An 18,131-nucleotide genomic window follows, 5' to 3' on the forward strand; every position below is an offset into this window, starting at 1 on the left:
GAATGTTCGGACTCTTGAATATCGGAATAATCAAATTGTACCGATTCCTGCGCATCGATTAAGACTTGACGTGCCTTCGCCGGTGGCAACGTTTCTAAGGGCTCACCTCCGCCACTATTTAAATCTGCTAAAAATTCCCGTGTTTCTTTTGAGATACGATCATCCTTCGCGGCTTCGATCATTTTTGATTGTTGTGCCATTCTTTATGTATTTAAAATAATTGTCATTGATGTTATACTTAGAATATAACCTTTGTCCGTCGATACTGTTTTTAATTTTTTTTAATACCTAGAAGTTTGCCTCTCTGGGCGTATCAATTAAAAATTAGCCAGAAACAGGGATTACAAGAATCGTACAAAAAGAGAATATTTGCAGACTGAAAACGAAGACGATGATGAAATTAATAATAACCTTTACTGTTGTTTGTCTGACAAATGTGTCAACATTCGCGCAGTCTGCAAAATTCTTTCAGATTGACTATGGTTATACCCGGACGGATTATTCCGAAAACCAAATTGACGATACACAATTAAAAGCATGGGTGAATGCCGATTATACGCGGATCGCGTATACAAAAGACGAAGAATATATTGAAATAACATATAAGAAGAAACATCTCACCTATCTGGTGGGGTCGCAGGCAAAGGAATATATTATCCTGAACGAAAGCGTTGAAAACGATAATATACCGGTTGATTATATACAAGGACAAGAAAAAATTATCGGTGGATACCCCTGCAAGCTTGCAAACATTACAATGGACAATGGTGACAACACCGAATCCACTATAGAAGTATGGTATACAACACAAATACCAAATTTATACTGGAAAGATTTCAATTTCCTAAAAATACTACCCGGCGCGCCGCTTTCGATCACCGTTTCTGGAAATGGCTATGTTGCTAAAAACATAACCTCAGAAGAACTTCCTATTTCAAAGTTCGAAATACCCGCTAATTACAAGCAAATAGATGCGTCGGCAATATCAAGTGGGGACGCTGCGGCAGTTGGCGAGGAAAAAATAATGGTCGCCGAAGATCGATATACTTACGCCAACGATGGGCATAATTTATATGGCTTACAGGACGGGCAAGGAAACATTATATTGAACCCGAAATACGTCAATATTTCCGATTTCGTCGGAGAGATTTCTGTCGTAACTGATACTGCTGAAAATTATGGCGGGATAGACCGTGATGGAAATGAGGTTATTCCTTTAAAATACGAGTTTCTAAATATTTCTGTTGATGGAGACAAAATACAGTATCTTGAAAATGGACAGTATGGACTACTACATGGTAACGGCGAACTATTCATCGAAGCTAAATATGAGATCGTAACATTTCCCCATCAGGGTATCATCCAATTTGCGATCGAAGGTAAATCAGGATTCATGAACGAACGTGGTGAAACCATAATCCCTGCACAGTACGAGGTCGTTATGGAATATAACGGCGACTATTTCATTACAATCGATGGTGAAGCCTACACTTTACATTCGATGGAGGAAAACAAAGAATTAGCGAAGGGCTATGAGTACCTATCATTGCCGATTGACGGAAACATCTTTGTTGCCAAGAAAAACGATAAATACGGATATATAAATGCACTGGGTAAAATTGAGATCCCGTTTAAGTATACCTACGCGATGCCGTTTGATAACGGTTCCGCAATAGTTTCGGAGGATGAGGATTATGAAAACTACTACTATATCAACGCTGAAGGGGAAAAAACCGGAGAGTTGATACAGAACTAGTTTTCAGCGAAACTTTAATTTACCGATGTTTAACGATTATCTCACGATACCGCATGACTGAACGGCATTCCAAACCGTTATAAATTCGGAAAAATTGTTTTAAAAAAGATAACTTCGCAGTGTTTGATTACTGGATTTTTGGAACAAATGAGAAAAAGCATAAAGTGCTTCAAACGAATTCTAGGTTATACATTTTGTAGTCTAGTTTTTTCATTTTTGATAAGTTACGCTTCGGCACAAGAGGTCTTGGAAAATCTAAAATCTCAGTACGATCTTATTGCCTCTTCCAATCCTGCTAGATTGGCGGTAGCGAATAAATATATCGCAGCGCTGTATTTCCATCAACAGGAAGACAAAGCATCCGATATACTCGAAGAAAACCTGCAAATTGCTATTCGGCAACCTGATGGCAAGTATGCCGCGAATTTATATGCGATAGCCGCAATGAACAACCGGCTGTCTGACCGCAAGGATGAATCAAGTCTAAACTTGAGAAAAGCGATACAATATGCACAGAAATCTAAAGACATAGAAATTAAGGGATATGTTTCTTACTGTGAGGGTTGGATTTTAACACGTGACAACCAAGAGGGCGAGGCCATAAGAAGCTTTATCCAGGCGGTTAATCATTTCGAAAAAGCACCGCCATCCCCCACCTTAAATACACGAAAATCATCCGTTTACAAAGAGATGACTTCGATCTACGCCAACTGGAAAGAATATGAACTGCAAGAAAAATATAGCTTACTGGCCCTAGATTTAGCCGTCACACAAGGCGATCCAATTGCTATATTCGACGCCTATATGTTAATGGGTTACATGTACGAGCAACAGTATTTAGGGAAGCAGACCGACCAAAAAATCCGCAATAAAGCGGAGAAATATTATTTACAAGCGATTCAGACGTATGAAGCAAATAAACGTCATATTCCTTTTCCGTCTAATCTCTCTTTTGTTGCCAACAATTTGGCGTATCTATATTTCAGTTTTTATCCCCGGAGCTATCAAAAAAAGGCACTCTATTACGCTGAGCTAGCAAAAACACAAGCTGTGGCAACGGAACAATATACGCATGTCGCGTCCGCATTCGGTATAATGGCAGAAATAGCTCTTAAGAATAGTGACACAGAACTTGCTAAAAGTTACCTATTAAACGCTTTATTGGAAGTGTCCAAAAGTTCTGTTACCGATCAAAATATTGTTTTAAGTATTTATGAAAGCCTCTCAGAGATCACTGAAAATGAGGGTAACCTAACCGAAGCCCTTAAATATCACAAAGCGTATATGGAAACGTTTAAAACCATATATGATCAAGATCAACTTGAGCTAGGTAAAAGACTGGAAGCTCAATTCGAGAAAGAACGTCAACGTCAGCAACTTGTGAATATGCAGCTTGAGTCTGATAAAAAAGAACAGCAACTTAGTTTAATGCACTCAATTAGCTTGCAGCAGCAGCAAGAGTTTGAGAATCTGAAGTTGCTTGAAGAGAACCAAAGGAAACAGCTTGCCCTTTCTGAACTAGAGTCCGAAAAGCGTTCGCAGGAACTCAGATTATCCAGACTTGAAACCGAAAGCCGCACACAAGATATCGTTAACTACAAGAATGAGATTTCCTACAAAGAAAAAATAAACGACTATTATATTAGTTTAATATTCGTGTTCATTCTCCTGTTATTACTTCTTCTGTATGCTTATAATCAACGCTCCGAGCGTCTGCGACAAAACAGAGAACTCTACAATGTGACGCTAGACAAAGAACGGCAAAAGGCCAAGGTCTCGACGCTTATGGCAATGTTAGAAGGACAAGAATTAGAGCGGGGACGAATGGCACGAGATCTTCACGACGGTTTAGGTGGTCTACTTTCCAGTACAAAAATCAGTTTATCGACACTTAACACCCCCAATCAGGATGATCTGCAAAAGCCTTTAGCGCAACTCGATATTGCAGTAGAGGAACTTCGCAAGGTAGCACATAACCTTATGCCTGATTTATTGCATAAATTTGGGGTGCGAGAAGCTATACAGGATTACGCTATTAGGATGTCCCATGACCAGCTTGATATCGATGTTCAATTCTTACATTATAGGGGGGCGCTAGAAAAAGAAAGGCAACTTTTAGTTTACCGAATTATTCAAGAGCTTGTAAATAACGCTATTAAACACGCCGTTCCCAGTCAGATCATTATTCAATTTATCGAGGAAGCTGAAAATTATTTAATTACTGTTGAGGATGACGGCGTGGGATTTGACGTTACGGCAGCCAAAGGCAATAATTCAGCAGGCTTGATTAATATTCAAACGAGAATAGATTTTCTAAAAGGCACGTTCCATTTACAATCGCAACCACAAGTAGGAACCAGTGTAGAAATTTCATTTCCTAAAACTAATGTTTAATGATAAAAATCGCAATCACCGATGATCATCCTCTTTTGCTTGAGGGGTTGAAAAATATTCTTTCCAAAGAAGATTCTTTTGAAGTTGTGGGATACTTTCCTGACGCTAAAACGATGCACGCAGCGCTTGTGAATTCGCCCGTTGATGTTCTCCTTTTGGATATAAACCTGCCAGATGCCAATAGCGTTGAGCTCATAAAACCGCTAAAATCGAAATATCCAAAAATGGCTATTATGATTATTAGTGTACACGACGAATACGCGGTGATCAATAGCGCACTGCTAGAGGGAGCGCGCGGCTATGTTCAAAAAAACACCTCTGTGGTGGATATCATCACTGGTATCCATGAAATTGTCCAAGGAAAAAGGTTTCTATGCTCGCAAACCAAAATCATTTTTGAAAAAAAGGAAAAGAATGGATTGTCTCGCGTTCCAAAATTAACACGTAGGGAAAAAGAAGTTCTATCAGAAGCTGCGACAGGGCTAACAACAGCACAAATTGCTGAGAAGCTATTTATAAGCCCACATACAGTGGAGAGTCATCGCAAGAATCTTATCGAGAAGTTCGGGACTAAGAACCTGAGTACTGCCGTTAAACTGGCCTTTGAATACGGTCTGATTTTCGCCAAGTAGGATTTAGAAGCAAAACCACTGCTTTCGGGGATAACACGATTTTTTAATTTTTTTTACCTTTGGCGAACCATTTGATTTCTATCTGCACTTTTTGAACATATTAATACGTCGAAAGTAACCAGATTTTGAAACGAGTTTGTTTCATTTGATATATTAAAAATCACAAAATGAAAAATATTAAAATATTTTTTCGGCTTTTAAGCCTGATTTTCGCGTGCTGCTTACTCACGAGCTGCTTTGACTTCGTTGAAGATATCAACCTAAAAGATAACGGATCGGGTACGATTAAGGCAACGCTGAATCTGAGTAAAAGCAGCACAAAAGTTGCTTCGTTGATGAAATTAAAAAGTGTCAACGGTATTAAAATCCCAACCAAAGAAGAGATAAAATCGCAGACCGAAGATATGATACGTATTTTGAAAAGCACCGAGGGTATTAGTCAAGTACAATACAGCCTAGATTTCAATAACTATATCGCCAGTGTCTCTTGTAGCTTCACTTCAATTAATGCCTTGAACGCTTTCAGCAAGGCTTTAGGAACACATTTTAAGAGCTCACTGGGTAATAACAACAGTTATCACTATAATATAAAAGCAGGCACGTTCACCCGATCATACACTTATTCAGCTTCGATAGGCAAAGAATACGCGAAGATTTCACAAAACGATAAGAAATATTTTGATGACGCCTACTATACCCAGATTATCCGATTTAACAAATCAGTAAAATCTCAAAAGCATGTCAATGCAAAGGTATCTAGTAATGCCAGAGCCGTATTCTTGAAACTAAAAGCAACCGATCTGGTGAGCGGCAAAGCTACGCTCGCAAATACCATAACTTTAAACAATTAACGATAATATGAATATAAAAGTTTTAGCCTTCTTAGCGATACCGACATTTTCTACAATCACGGCAAATGCGCAGGAGTTGACCAGCAAAATACCCAAGGACGCGCAATTTGTGGTTTCTATTAATAGTAAAGCTATTGTGGAGCACAGCTCGATGGAGCTCCTGAATGAGACGTTAACGAAATTAGGTGCTTTTGACAAACAGGCAACCGATGGGGTTAATTATATGCCCGAAAACTTGATAGAATCAGACATTGACTTGGATCGGCAAGCATTTATATACAGAACCAGTAACGATAGTTTGTATTATGTGGGTATACTACTTCCGTTAAAAGCTAACCAACAGGTTGGTCAAAAAATGTTTCCCAATTTTCAGGAACTACCTGAAACCAAAGGATATCAAAGAAGAGTTTCGAGTGATGGTAAAACTCACGCAGCTTGGAACGATGAATCTGTACTCGTCTTAACTGGAGACCTACATAGTGATTATTTTGATAATGTAGCGATAGCGAACCGCTACAACATTGAATTAGACAATGCTACAACGTCTACATGGAATAACGACTATTCGGGCACCGATGCTTACGTTTTGGCAGATAGCGCCGATGCTACCTGGACGGAAATTGACTTTGATGAGGATACGGTAACAGCCCCAGTGGATTCTGTATCTGCTTGGGAATCTGCTACTCCCGATACGGTAACCACTGATACACTTGAAGATGTCGAAGATTATGTAGATGCGGCACCTGAGGACGACGTTTCTTATCTCTGGGATGACGAACCGGACTCCTCCACTTTAGCATATCAGGCTCGGGAAGCAAAAAACGACTCCATTAAGAATGAATTGTTGATAAACTGGTTATCCCAGGATTTCACAGATTATTTGGAGCCGGCTGACAATCTAGCTAAAAACAAATCGGTAAGACTAAAAGATAATAAACATCTAATCCGCGTATGGATCTCGAACCTGGATGAACTATATAGTGATGCACTACCCTACGATATTGTAAAAATTGCCTACGGTGTGGACATGAAAAATCTAAAATACGGTTACCAGTCCGCCACCTTGGATCTAATCCAAGATAAACACAACATTAAGATACAAGGGACCGCGCAACTTGACGTTGAAACTGCACGAATTTTCGATGGGATTTATTCCAATAAAATGAATAAAAAATTCAAACAATACATTCCTGAAAATCATCTTGCCTACGGATCCGTTAATATCAGTACGGAGGGGTATTTGAAACAATTACCAGGATTAATCTCCCGCTGGTATGCCCCTTTGCTGGGTGAAAATGGTGAGTTTTTGAAATTGGCTGCGACAGCTTTAGAGATTGGATTAGACGAAAAAGCGATCGGGAATATAAAGCGAGGGGACGACGTTTTCTTCCTTAACGATCTAAGGAAGGTAGAAAAGGAATATATCACCTACGAGTACGATGAGAATTATGAATATCAAGAAGTAACAAAAACGAAAGATCAGTACGTTCCGAGCTTCCTATGGATGTTCACTTCGAAAGATCATCGATTGTTCAAAAAAATACTTGATCTAGGAATAAACAAACAAGAGGTTACTTTAGACGACGATATTTATACCATCGAGAAGCCAAACAATATGGATCCTATCTATATCTATTTCAAGAAAGATATTGTGTTTGTAGGTAGCGATGCTGAACAGATTTCTGCAATTCAAGAAAACCGCTTTAAATCTAGTAGAAATGCCAAAGTAAAGAAAGATATCTTTTCTAACCAGCTCAATTTAATCGTACACGCTTCTGAAATTCCTGAGGCTGTCCGTCAATTAGAAATCCCAGTTACAGCGTCTTGGGAGCAAACCTTGCAAGATCTCTCTACTTATGGAGATCTTCAATTAAAGTCTAACATGAAGGGGAAAAATGGCGTGTATGGCGAGGTGTCAATAGAACTTCCAAAAGCAGATAAAAATGCGCTCCAGTATGTGCTAAAACACGTTATTGAAAACCTAGATGGAAGCATCGAAAATTAACTGTGAATGAAAAAGACCGCGATCATAATAGGTATACTGTTAATTTTGATTTTTGGTTCTATTTGGACACTATATACAGTTCGACAACACAACACTGACCAACAGTACGTCAGTAAATCGAGCACAAGCATTTTATCAATTGCAGTTGACGATTTGATATTGGACAACCTGTGGTATCTCTCTTCCAGATCGAGCAAGTCAGCTGAAATAGAATCGGACAGTGAACAGATTAAAAGTTTTATATTCGACGCCGGAATACCACTTCCGGCTCGAATATATTTATTCGGTCTTCCCGCTCAGGATGGACAGTTTTATGGTATATTGGCGCTAAACAATTTCGTTAAATGCTTTTCGTTTTTCGCGAGCCATTACCCCGATAAAATTAATTTCATTGACAAACAAAAATCAATTGTCAGTGTCAACTTGAACGCGCGACTTAAGGTTATATTTAACGATGAATATCTAATTTATCAGATAGGTCTTGATGAACAAGAGGGATTCAGTAATTTACAAACTTTGCTAATGAACCCTGAAAATTGGTCACAAATCGGGACCCTTGAAGGCTTTGGACACCTAAAATCAAAAAAACACCTCTCCTACGTACAAAAATACGATGAGTTCGTATTGGAAGCTACTGTGGGAAAGAACAGAACCATACTTAATGGCACCTGGCGATTGAAACAAGAACTTGGCAATGAGGTTATCGTACGGGACATCGATACACTTAGACAAACCCTAACTTTTTGGAGCATATTACCGCTTCAAGAGACTCCGATACTCGCATATCTGATGCAGAAATACACTGGACTAGATCGTCAACAGCTCGACTCCAACTATGGTAACTATTTTGATTTACAAGTAAAAAGCGATTCTGTTGTTCAAAACGATTCATCTATTATATACACATATGACGATGAATTCAATGCGCTTGAAGAGCTCCAAGTACAACAGCATAATGTTCCAAACATTGTACATGCATGGAAATGTAAAGAAGTGTTGCAAGCCTCTTTGCCGGATAAGATGTTTTATAGGTTCCATAAAGAAGATCGCGGTACGTATTTCGTAAATTCAACCCTAGACTCTTTGACAACCTCAGTGTCGAGTAAAGAAACACCTTTTCCATTCTATTGCTTTGTCGATTTTCAAACCTGGCCAGGACAGTGGGATATTTCTTTATTTAAGACGCTCAAAGCGCATAATCTGAAGGCGAGAATTATCACTCAAAAGAAAAATAAACGTACACTTTCGATAAAAGGAGAGATTCTTTACGGTCAATGACCTTTCCTCGCCTTGCGTGAAACAGGAGGCTTATATTTATTTTTTACCGCACACTATTAAATTAAAGAAATGAAACGATATGCCCTGCTATTCATCTTTTCTGGTTTAATTCTTTCCAACTTCGCGCAACAAGCGCCCGCAGCGTTTGCGCTCGATGAACAGTTTAATTTGTGGAACTTTCAGAAATCGGATACTGCCTACATTTTTGCCGAGGTTGCCTATATTCGTGACTCCCCTAATCTCCAATCACAGGTCATTGATTCCCTTACGCACGGTTCGTCTGTGGTCATTAGTAGCGAAGCATATTCCGGTACAATCGCTCGAGGTTTTTATGCGCCATGGCATGAAATTACTTATGTGAAAGACACCCATGTTCAAAATGGATATATTTGGCTTGGCTTATTGGCATTAAACGGTACAAGCAACCAAAATGAGGACACGTTTATATATGGCTTAAAAAAGTTTCACTCGTCTTCCGATTACAGTAGCCAATATTACGAATCCGAACTAAAAATTTTTGATAAGCATGAGAAGCTTATTGCAAAAGAAAGCTTTCAAGCGGACATAGATGGACAAACGGGGGTTCAAACGAAATTATTGCCCGCCATGGGTCTTAAAAACATTTCAAATATTCATCGTATTACATTTCTTAGCGAAGCGTGTGGTATCCCTACGCTTTATTATTATTTCGCTTGGAACGGAACAACTCTAATTCGTTTTCCCGATAGGATGAATCTTTCGGACGCTGGTGTATTTTTCATCGAAGAAAGTATTCTCTTCCCCGCGGAACACCAAGAAGATCCCTCTACTATATTAAAAAACAAAATTGTCGGAGAGAATATAGCTAATGACCCCGAAACCCCGAGGTTTGAAGAATCATTCAGTCAGCAAATCTATAGCTGGGACGGACATCAGCTACGTGAAATTATCACTATGCAATAATTTCGGACAATGTCTATTCGCTTCTTCAAATTTATTTAGCCGCCTAAATTTCGTAAATGACTTTTTCGTGTCAATACTTTTAAAAAAAACCTGCACTTTTGCTTAACGTTGTTAAATAGTTTTATACTAATTAGTGAATGGGAAGTAAAGAACGTATACAAAGACTAAAAGATGAGAACAGAATTAATATTCTGAACGCATCCCTTGAGATCGTTAAGAAAGAAGGGTGGCAGTCGCTTAGTATGCGTAAAATTGCGGATATTATTGAATATACAGCTCCCATGATTTACGAATATTTTGCGAACAAAGAGGCAATTCTTAATGAGCTTTCAAAGCAAGGTTTCCGCCTTTTAGCAAAACAAATTAAACGAGCGAAAGCAGGTGAATCGACTCTGGAGAAACAGCTCGAAGCCATGTGGTTTAGTTATTGGGATTTCGCGTTTCAGGAGAAAGAGCTTTATCAACTTATGTTTGGCGTAGGAACACAATGTTGTGCAAACAACTGCGATGACGACGTAATTATGTCACATAGAACACTTATCAACGATGTTATAAGTCAAATCATTAAAGAACGAAATGGAGATCAGGAGACCGTGTGTCGTAAATATTTCACCTTTTGGTCAGTGATCCATGGCCTAATTTCAATCAACATAGTCAACCAAGGAAACGGTGAAATAACCAATCAGGAAGTTTTGAAGGACGCTATCTCCGGTATCACACGTACACTTACAGACTAAAATTTTTTAAACGCACAAATACAGTGTTTAATAATTTAACACTGTTAAATTTAATATCAATCTAATAATCATCAAAACTAAAAGTAACATGCAATCTAACAATTCTTCACCCCGTTCATTTAACACTGTTAAATTATTTAGTATCGTTAAATATTTGTTGTTTTTCGGTCCATTACTGCTATACAGCTGCGCTTCTAGCACTGGTAAGGAAGCCGTAGCTGTCCCAGCGGGTTTACCGGTAGTAGCAATTGAAAGCGAGGATCAAACGATTCACCAAAAATACCCGGCAAGTATCGAAGCTTCGGCAAATATCGAAATCCGCGCACAAGTCGCTGGAATACTAGAGAAAATTTATGTCGACGAAGGTTCTAAAGTGGTTGCGGGTCAACTACTTTTTAAAATAAATGACCTTCCCTACCAAGAACAATTGAATCAAGCCAAAGCAAACCTTTTATCAGCACAGGCAGACCTCCAAAACGCAGAACTTGAAGTCGAAAAGAAGACCCGTTTAGTTGACAACAAGATCGTCACGGACTACCAGCTGAGAGCGGCTCAGGCCGAAAGGGCCGCAGCGAAGGCACGTGTGGAACAAGCAAAATCGGCCGTGGAATCCGCGAAAATTAATGTAAACTATACGTCAATCCGTGCTACCAGTAACGGTTATATCGGCCGGTTGGAGAAAAAACAGGGAAGCCTTATTACGACAGCCGACCCACAACCTTTAACGGTTCTGTCCAATGTGGAAAAACTACATGTATATTTTTCATTAGCCGAAAATGATTTTATCGCTTTTAAGAACGCAACGCCTGGAAAGACATTGCAAGAGAAACTTAACAACCTTCCTTCGGTGAGTCTATTACTTTCGGACGAAAAAACCTATGAACATCAAGGTAAGGTTGATATGGTCGATGGTCAATTCGATAAAAATACAGCGGCTATTACCTTGCGCGCAACATTTGACAATCCACAAGGCGTGTTACGTAGCGGAAATACAGGGCGAATTGTCCTACAGAAGAAGTACGCACAGGCGATTCTTGTTCCGCAGATGGCTACCCGTGAAATACAGGACAAAATTTTCGTTTTTACCGTGGGAAAAGATAATAAAGTTTCCCAGCAATCTATTCAAGTTATAGCTAAAAGCGGTGAAAATTATCTTGTCGAATCTGGTTTGAAGGCAGGCGACAGAATTGTCTACAAGGGCATCGACTTACTACAAGACGGACAAATAATTACACCACAACCGCTAGCAAAAGATAGTATACTTTAAACAATACGACACAGATGTTTCAAAAATTTATAGAAAAACCGGTTCTCGCCACCGTTATCTCAATACTCGTGGTGATACTTGGAATTATAGGTATAATAAAACTACCCCTCCAACAGTTCCCTGACATTGCCCCTCCTGCTGTTCAAGTAATGGCTTTGTATCCCGGTGCAAATGCAGAGACCGTCTTACGGGCAGTAGCTCCGTCGCTAGAAGAATCTATCAACGGTGTAGAGAATATGAGCTACATGAGCTCCACCGCGAGTAATGATGGATCTTTAACTATAACCGTATATTTTAAACTCGGTACCGATCCTGATCAGGCAGCAGTAAACGTACAGAACCGTGTATCACAAGCTACCAGCCAACTACCTGTTGAGGTTGTGCAGGCTGGAATCACGACCGCTAAGCAACAAAACAGCCTGATCATGGTGGCGGATCTGTATACTGACGAGGTAAACAAATACGATCAAACTTTTATTACCAACTACGCCCAAATAAATATTATTCCCGAGCTCAAGCGTATTCCTGGCGTAGGTCAGGCCGTGATATTCGGCGGAAGTAAAGATTATTCAATGCGGGTGTGGCTGAATCCCAATCAAATGGCGTCCTATAAGCTTACGCCAGCGGAAGTTATGTCTGCTATACAAGACAAAAATTTAGAAGCCGCTCCAGGAAAATTCGGAGAAAGCAGCAAGGAAGCTTTCGAATTCGTCATCAAATACAAAGGAAAGCTTAACCAACCCGAAGATTACGGAAATATCATCATTCGATCGAATAGTGATGGGTCATTTCTACGCCTTAAGGATGTTGCACGAGTTGAACTGGGCGCGTATACTTATGGCAGTGAAACCCGTATCAACGGGAAAGTGGGGGTAAATATCGGTATCATGCAATTAGCAGGGTCGAATGCCAATGAAATCCAAATAGCTATTCAGGAGTTTTTAGACCGCTCGTCTGCAGACTTCCCTCCTGGATTAAAACATTTAATACTTTATAACACAAAAGATGCGCTTGACCAGTCCATTGATCAAGTGAAAACGACACTTATTGAGGCATTTATCCTTGTATTCTTAGTCGTATTTATATTCTTACAAGACTTCCGTTCTACATTAATACCTGCTATCGCTGTACCCGTGGCTATCGTTGGAACGTTCTTCTTTATGCAACTTTTCGGGTTTTCAATCAATCTGTTAACATTATTCGCTCTGGTGCTTGCGATCGGAATTGTCGTCGATGACGCGATAGTCGTTGTAGAAGCCGTTCATGCAAAGATGGAGCAAACGGGCTTACCACCAAAACAGGCTACCACTTCAGCAATGAGTGAAATTACAGGTGCAATTATATCAATAACTTTTGTGATGTCTGCGGTTTTCCTTCCGATAGGTTTCATGGAAGGATCGACAGGCGTGTTCTACCGGCAGTTTGCCTTTACCTTAGCCATTGCCATAGTAATATCGGCAGTGAATGCATTAACACTTAGTCCCGCTTTATGCGCACTATTCTTAAAACCTGTTAACCACCACCATGCTGACAGGAAACCATTAACTTTCAAAGAAAAGTTCTTCACGGGTTTCAATGTTGGTTTTGAAAGGTTAACAAAAAACTACATCGGTTCCCTACGCTTCCTTATCCGCTACAAATGGGTGGCGTTCAGCGCGCTGGCTTTAATAGTGGCAGGGAGTGTTATAATGATCCAAAGAACACCAACTGGATTTATTCCATCTGAAGATCAGGGGTTTATAGCTGTTTCTCTAAACATGCCTGCTGGAGCATCGTTGGACCGTACCTCAGCCGCATTAGAAGAGGTGGAAAGACAGTTGCAAGAAGCGCCGTACACAAAAACCTTAAATATTATTGCTGGTTTTAACATCTTAACTCAGGCTACGAGCCCTTCTTCTGGTGTTGCCTTCATCCTTCTCAAACCGCACGCCGATCGGGGGGAAGTAAAAGATATTAATGCCATTATGGGGGAAGTAAACCAAAGTCTGTCAACTATCAAAGGAGCAAACTTCTTCGTCTTTACCTTCCCTACTGTTCCGGGGTTCAGTAATGTTGACGGGTTAGATATGGTCCTCCAGGACCGTACGAGCGGCTCCCTGGATAAGTTCAGTGGAATCGGACAACAATTCATTGGTGAATTGATGAAAAGGCCGGAGATCATGATGGCCTTCTCGACTTTCAAAACGGACTATCCACAATACGAACTCGAAGTGGACGATGTCAAGGCAGAACAGTTAGGAGTAAGTACAAAGAGTATTCTACAAACAATGCAAGGCTATTTTGGAAGTATGCAAGCTTCTGATTTCAATCGGTTTGGTAAGTACTACCGTGTTGTTATGCAAGCTGAAGCAGGAGAACGTACGGACCCTTCTAATCTGGATGGTGTGTATGTTAAAAACCGTACGGGTGACATGGTACCAATAAATACGCTTGTAAATTTGCAGCGTGTTTACGGTCCGGAAACTGCATCCAGATATAATCTGTTTAATTCCATTGGTATAAACGCGATTCCCAATAAGGGTTTTAGTTCCGGAGATGCAATTCGAGCGGTTGAAGAGGTTGCAAAAACACAGCTTCCAAGTGGATTCACCTATGAATTTTCTGGTATGACAAAAGAAGAAATTGTGTCGGGAGGTCAATCTACTCTGATCTTTACTCTTTGTCTTGTGTTTGTGTATTTCTTAATGGCTGCGCAATATGAAAGCTATATCATTCCTCTTGCCGTAATACTCAGTATACCTACCGGGGTGTTTGGTGTCTTTGCAGCAATTGGCATTACAGGTATCTCGAACAACATTTATGTTCAGGTAGCTTTGGTTATGCTTATCGGTCTACTGGCGAAAAACGCAATTCTTATCGTGGAATTCGCTATTCAGGCACGTAGTAGAGGATTACCTATTACACGAGCCGCTTTACAAGCCGCGAGGTTACGTTTACGGCCCATCATCATGACCTCACTTGCATTTATTGTAGGCATGATTCCAATGATGCGCGCAATTGGTCCTTCAGCGCAGGGTAACCACTCAATAAGTATTGCGGCGGCGGGCGGAATGCTCAGTGGTGTGGTGTTAGGTGTGCTGATTATCCCTGTCCTATTTATCGTGTTTCAATTTTTACACGAAAAGGTAAGTAATAAGCGGCAGCACGAGAAACATAAAGAAAAAGGTTTTAAATCCAACCACGTGGAGATGGCCGTTGAAAATAATTAACGATAAAAATATTGTCACATTCAGCTCTTTAGGAATGTCCTATTTAAAGCATTTCTGAAAGAATTGCTGAATGACAAGAAAATCAAAATATGAACAATGACGATGGAAACATCTGTTAATTAAAGATTAGTATGAACTATAAATCAAAATTATTGGGTGTACTTGCTATAGTTACGTTACTCGGATCTTGTAAAACCACCGAGCTAGCTGACACTAAGCAGCACATCCCCACCCTGCCAGAGGAATATCGGCATGCTCAGCAAACCCTGGGTGACAGCACAGCGCTTAGTATCGGTTCTGTTCCATGGAAAAACTTCTTTAAGAACCCGACATTGGTTAAATTAATTGACAGCGCTATTACCTATAATGTGGACATGCAGCTTGCAGTAAAGAACATAGAAGCGTCGCAATTGCTATTAAAGCAAGCCAAAGCCGGCTATTTGCCGGAGATATCAGCTCGAGCAGGAGTTAGTAGCACAAACCCTTCAAATTACAGTATGAATGGGTTGAATCTGGGGCAGATTCTAGGAAGCAACCACATCGAGGATTATTCGGCATCTGTCGGACTTGCTTGGGAGGTCGATTTATGGGGTAAAGTCAAAAATCAAAATCGAGGCGCCCTAGCCGAGTATCTGCAAACCGAAGAGGCAAAAAAGGTGGTTCAGACACAGGTTGTTTCACAGGTGGCTAAGGGGTATTATCAGCTGCTCCTACTTTATGAATTAATGGAAATCGCGCGATTAAATTTAGACCTGAGTAGTAACACGCTAAACGTAGTGCAGCAACAGTATGAAGTCGGCGAAGCCAACTTGCTGGCGCTCGAACAGGTGCATGCACAAAAATTAGCAGCAGAAAGTCTCATTCCCGAATTTCAACAGCAAATTTACCTGCAAGAAAATGCATTACAGGTTTTGAGCGGTCATCTACCGCAGGAAATCAAGATAGCAGAATCATTGGATGATATTAGTTTGCCGGAAAATCTTCTAGGCGGCGTACCTGCGGAATTACTTCGTCATCGTCCAGACGTTAAACAAGCCGAGCTCGCAGTGCTTGCTAATATGGCATATACACAATCAGCTAAAGCCCAGATGTATCCTTCGCTTATTATTAGTGCAGAGGCGGGTGTTAATGCGCTGAAGACCAGTAACTGGTTTAATTTACCGGGTGCACTATTTGGCTCTGTAGCCGGATCTCTAACACAGCCTATATTCCAAAGGAGAGCGCTAAAAACGCAATATGAGCTCCGTCAAATTGAAGGAGCTAAAAGTGTAACTCTGTTCCAGCAGTCCTTTATCGTGGCTGTGGGCGAAGTGTCTGATGCGTTAGTCTCGATACAAAAATTAAAAGAACGGTACCAGATCGCCGATAAACGGACCCAGAGACTCCGCCAGGCAAGCAAACATGCCGATATCCTTTTCGAAACAGGTTCAGCAAATTATTTAGAGGTCATCAGTGCGCAGAGTAATGTATTACAAACCGAACTTCAACTTGCACAGATAAAAAAAGATGAGCTTACAGCCATTGTAGATCTTTATCGTTCGCTTGGCGGAGGCTGGGGCTCCGGGGTTTCCGAAGAAACAGACGATAAAAAAGCTAATATCGAGCAGGGTGCCCAAGATAGTAGCATCCTTGTGAAACAACAAGCTTCCCCTAAAATTGCAGAAGCAAAACATTAGGTTATATATAAAAAGGGCCGAGGAGCTCTCTATATATATCGGAACATAGATTACGAAAATTTTGAAACAAGTGTTTAGTTTGGTTTTGATTCGGGCCGGTGAAGCGTTTGCATCGGCCCAATCGAACACACAGCATACGAATACTGTTTTACTTTAGAAAAAATCATTAATAATACTTTAATCATTGAAAATGAAAACACTAATTATCGTCACCCATCCGAACATCGAAGCGTCGGTTATCAATAAAAGGTGGATACAAGAATTAGAAAAACATCCCAAAAAATATGATGTCCATCAGTTGTACTTAGCGTATCCAGATGAAAAAATAGATGTGGAAAAAGAGCAAAAACTTATCGAAAAGTATGATAAAATTATACTGCAGTTTCCTCTTTATTGGTTCAGCAGTCCTCCCCTTTTAAAAAAATGGTTTGATGAGGTACTTACCTACGGATGGGCTTATGGCAGCAAAAGCGGATATAAAGTAGGTGATAAAAAAATAGCGCTAGCAATATCTGCAGGAGTGGACGAGGATGAACTTGGCCCAGGAGGAAGCTCTAAATACACGCTAACCGATCTTACACGTCCCTTCGAATTGACCTTTGAGTACGTAAAAGCCGATTATAAGGCTCCATTTGCGTACTATGGCATGGAATCTAATGTAACTAATGAATGGGTGGAAAATAGCGTACCGAAGTACCTAAGTTATATTGATCAGCTTTAAGAAATTTTAATATTTCGTCCATGAAAAATTAAAATAGTTCAATTGAAAAGGTCTGCTCGAGAATTTTCCATATTCTCGGCAGACCTAATTATATTTTCTGCATGCTATAGAGGCATAACAGAGTAATTCATCCATCAACGTCGTCTCAACAGTATAAACAGTCCCACGCAAGCCACGCAGAAAGTCAGAGCTTCTTTTGTAAGCGTTGTTCTATCATAAGTCCAGCGCGCCCTCAGCCCTTTTTCTTTTAGTATATTGGGAATCTTTCCCCGCCGGAAATCATTAAAAATTCCTTCTATTTCATTAATACGGTCCGCTAATAATAGTGGTAGCCAATGCCTGTATCTGGATTCGCTATACTGGAATGCATAACGTCTTACCCTGCCACTAATTCCTTTTGGAGGCAGGGTTTCCCCTACAACATACGAAAAAGACGGCCTTTCGCTGGATTTCAATATCTCCGTAACGGGCCGCTGGTGGAAAGGTCGTTCATCGTAATTTTGATCATCTTCTGAATTGTCTTTACGCATAGGATAAGTAGGATTATTTAGGGGATCGGCGTCTATGCCCCAGCCTTTTATCCGTTTACTCATTTCTTTTAGATCTCTCATAAAATTAACTCGTATAAACCCACACTACCTTTAACTTGTGGGAGGAATGGAG

The 18,131-nt window shown here is 40.2% G+C and carries 13 protein-coding genes and 1 pseudogene; 12 read left to right on the top strand and 2 right to left on the bottom strand.

Translation table 11 applies throughout. From position 1 onward, the window contains the following. A pseudogene (locus HP439_RS10670) lies at positions 1 to 200 on the bottom strand (alpha/beta hydrolase); the annotation flags it as partial. A gap of 191 nt (positions 201 to 391) precedes the next feature. Here HP439_RS10670 and HP439_RS10675 point away from each other — a divergent pair. From HP439_RS10675 to HP439_RS10730, 12 genes are all read left to right on the top strand, one after another. Then, complete coding sequence (locus tag HP439_RS10675) at positions 392 to 1,756, top strand: WG repeat-containing protein (protein WP_172390327.1); 1,365 nt, start codon at positions 392 to 394, stop codon at positions 1,754 to 1,756. Between the two features lie 147 nt (positions 1,757 to 1,903). Next, the gene (locus HP439_RS10680; RefSeq protein WP_172390328.1) at positions 1,904 to 4,150 is read left to right on the top strand and encodes a sensor histidine kinase; all 2,247 of its coding nucleotides are present in this window, start codon (positions 1,904 to 1,906) and stop codon (positions 4,148 to 4,150) included. Further along, positions 4,150 to 4,782 (top strand): response regulator transcription factor, encoded by a 633-nt coding sequence (locus tag HP439_RS10685; RefSeq protein ID WP_172390329.1) that lies wholly within the window; start codon positions 4,150 to 4,152, stop codon positions 4,780 to 4,782. The genes HP439_RS10680 and HP439_RS10685 overlap by 1 nt, the downstream gene beginning before the upstream one ends. Before the next feature lie 167 nt (positions 4,783 to 4,949). Further along, entirely contained in the window at positions 4,950 to 5,633 is a 684-nt protein-coding gene (locus HP439_RS10690; RefSeq protein WP_172390330.1) for a hypothetical protein, read from the top strand. A gap of 7 nt (positions 5,634 to 5,640) precedes the next feature. Continuing rightward, positions 5,641 to 7,638: a hypothetical protein gene (locus HP439_RS10695; protein WP_172390331.1), complete on the top strand. Its 1,998-nt coding sequence runs from the start codon at positions 5,641 to 5,643 to the stop codon at positions 7,636 to 7,638. A gap of 6 nt (positions 7,639 to 7,644) precedes the next feature. Continuing rightward, positions 7,645 to 8,916: a hypothetical protein gene (locus HP439_RS10700; RefSeq protein WP_172390332.1), complete on the top strand. Its 1,272-nt coding sequence runs from the start codon at positions 7,645 to 7,647 to the stop codon at positions 8,914 to 8,916. Positions 8,917 to 8,985: 69 nt separating this feature from the next. After that, positions 8,986 to 9,858 carry a hypothetical protein gene (locus HP439_RS10705; RefSeq protein WP_172390333.1) on the top strand — a complete coding sequence of 291 codons (873 nt, stop codon included), beginning with the start codon at positions 8,986 to 8,988 and terminating at the stop codon, positions 9,856 to 9,858. 137 nt (positions 9,859 to 9,995) lie between these two features. Further along, positions 9,996 to 10,595, top strand: a complete 600-nt coding sequence (locus HP439_RS10710) for a TetR/AcrR family transcriptional regulator (protein ID WP_172390334.1) — start codon at positions 9,996 to 9,998, stop codon at positions 10,593 to 10,595. A gap of 88 nt (positions 10,596 to 10,683) precedes the next feature. Beyond that, positions 10,684 to 11,862 (top strand): efflux RND transporter periplasmic adaptor subunit, encoded by a 1,179-nt coding sequence (locus HP439_RS10715; RefSeq protein WP_172390335.1) that lies wholly within the window; start codon positions 10,684 to 10,686, stop codon positions 11,860 to 11,862. 14 nt (positions 11,863 to 11,876) lie between these two features. Continuing rightward, a complete protein-coding gene (locus tag HP439_RS10720; RefSeq protein ID WP_172390336.1) occupies positions 11,877 to 15,071 on the top strand; it encodes an efflux RND transporter permease subunit in 3,195 nt (1,064 codons plus the stop codon). A gap of 131 nt (positions 15,072 to 15,202) precedes the next feature. Then, complete coding sequence (locus HP439_RS10725) at positions 15,203 to 16,747, top strand: efflux transporter outer membrane subunit (protein WP_172390337.1); 1,545 nt, start codon at positions 15,203 to 15,205, stop codon at positions 16,745 to 16,747. Positions 16,748 to 16,937: 190 nt separating this feature from the next. Then, positions 16,938 to 17,468 (top strand): NAD(P)H-dependent oxidoreductase, encoded by a 531-nt coding sequence (locus HP439_RS10730; protein WP_172390338.1) that lies wholly within the window; start codon positions 16,938 to 16,940, stop codon positions 17,466 to 17,468. A gap of 134 nt (positions 17,469 to 17,602) precedes the next feature. Here HP439_RS10730 and HP439_RS10735 read toward each other — a convergent pair whose 3' ends face one another. Continuing rightward, positions 17,603 to 18,079 carry a hypothetical protein gene (locus HP439_RS10735; RefSeq protein ID WP_172390339.1) on the bottom strand — a complete coding sequence of 159 codons (477 nt, stop codon included), beginning with the start codon at positions 18,077 to 18,079 and terminating at the stop codon, positions 17,603 to 17,605. Positions 18,080 to 18,131 lie beyond the last annotated feature (52 nt).

It is taken from the genome of Sphingobacterium shayense, assembly GCF_013179575.1.
In the GTDB taxonomy this organism is placed as follows: Bacteria; Bacteroidota; Bacteroidia; order Sphingobacteriales; family Sphingobacteriaceae; genus Sphingobacterium; species Sphingobacterium shayense.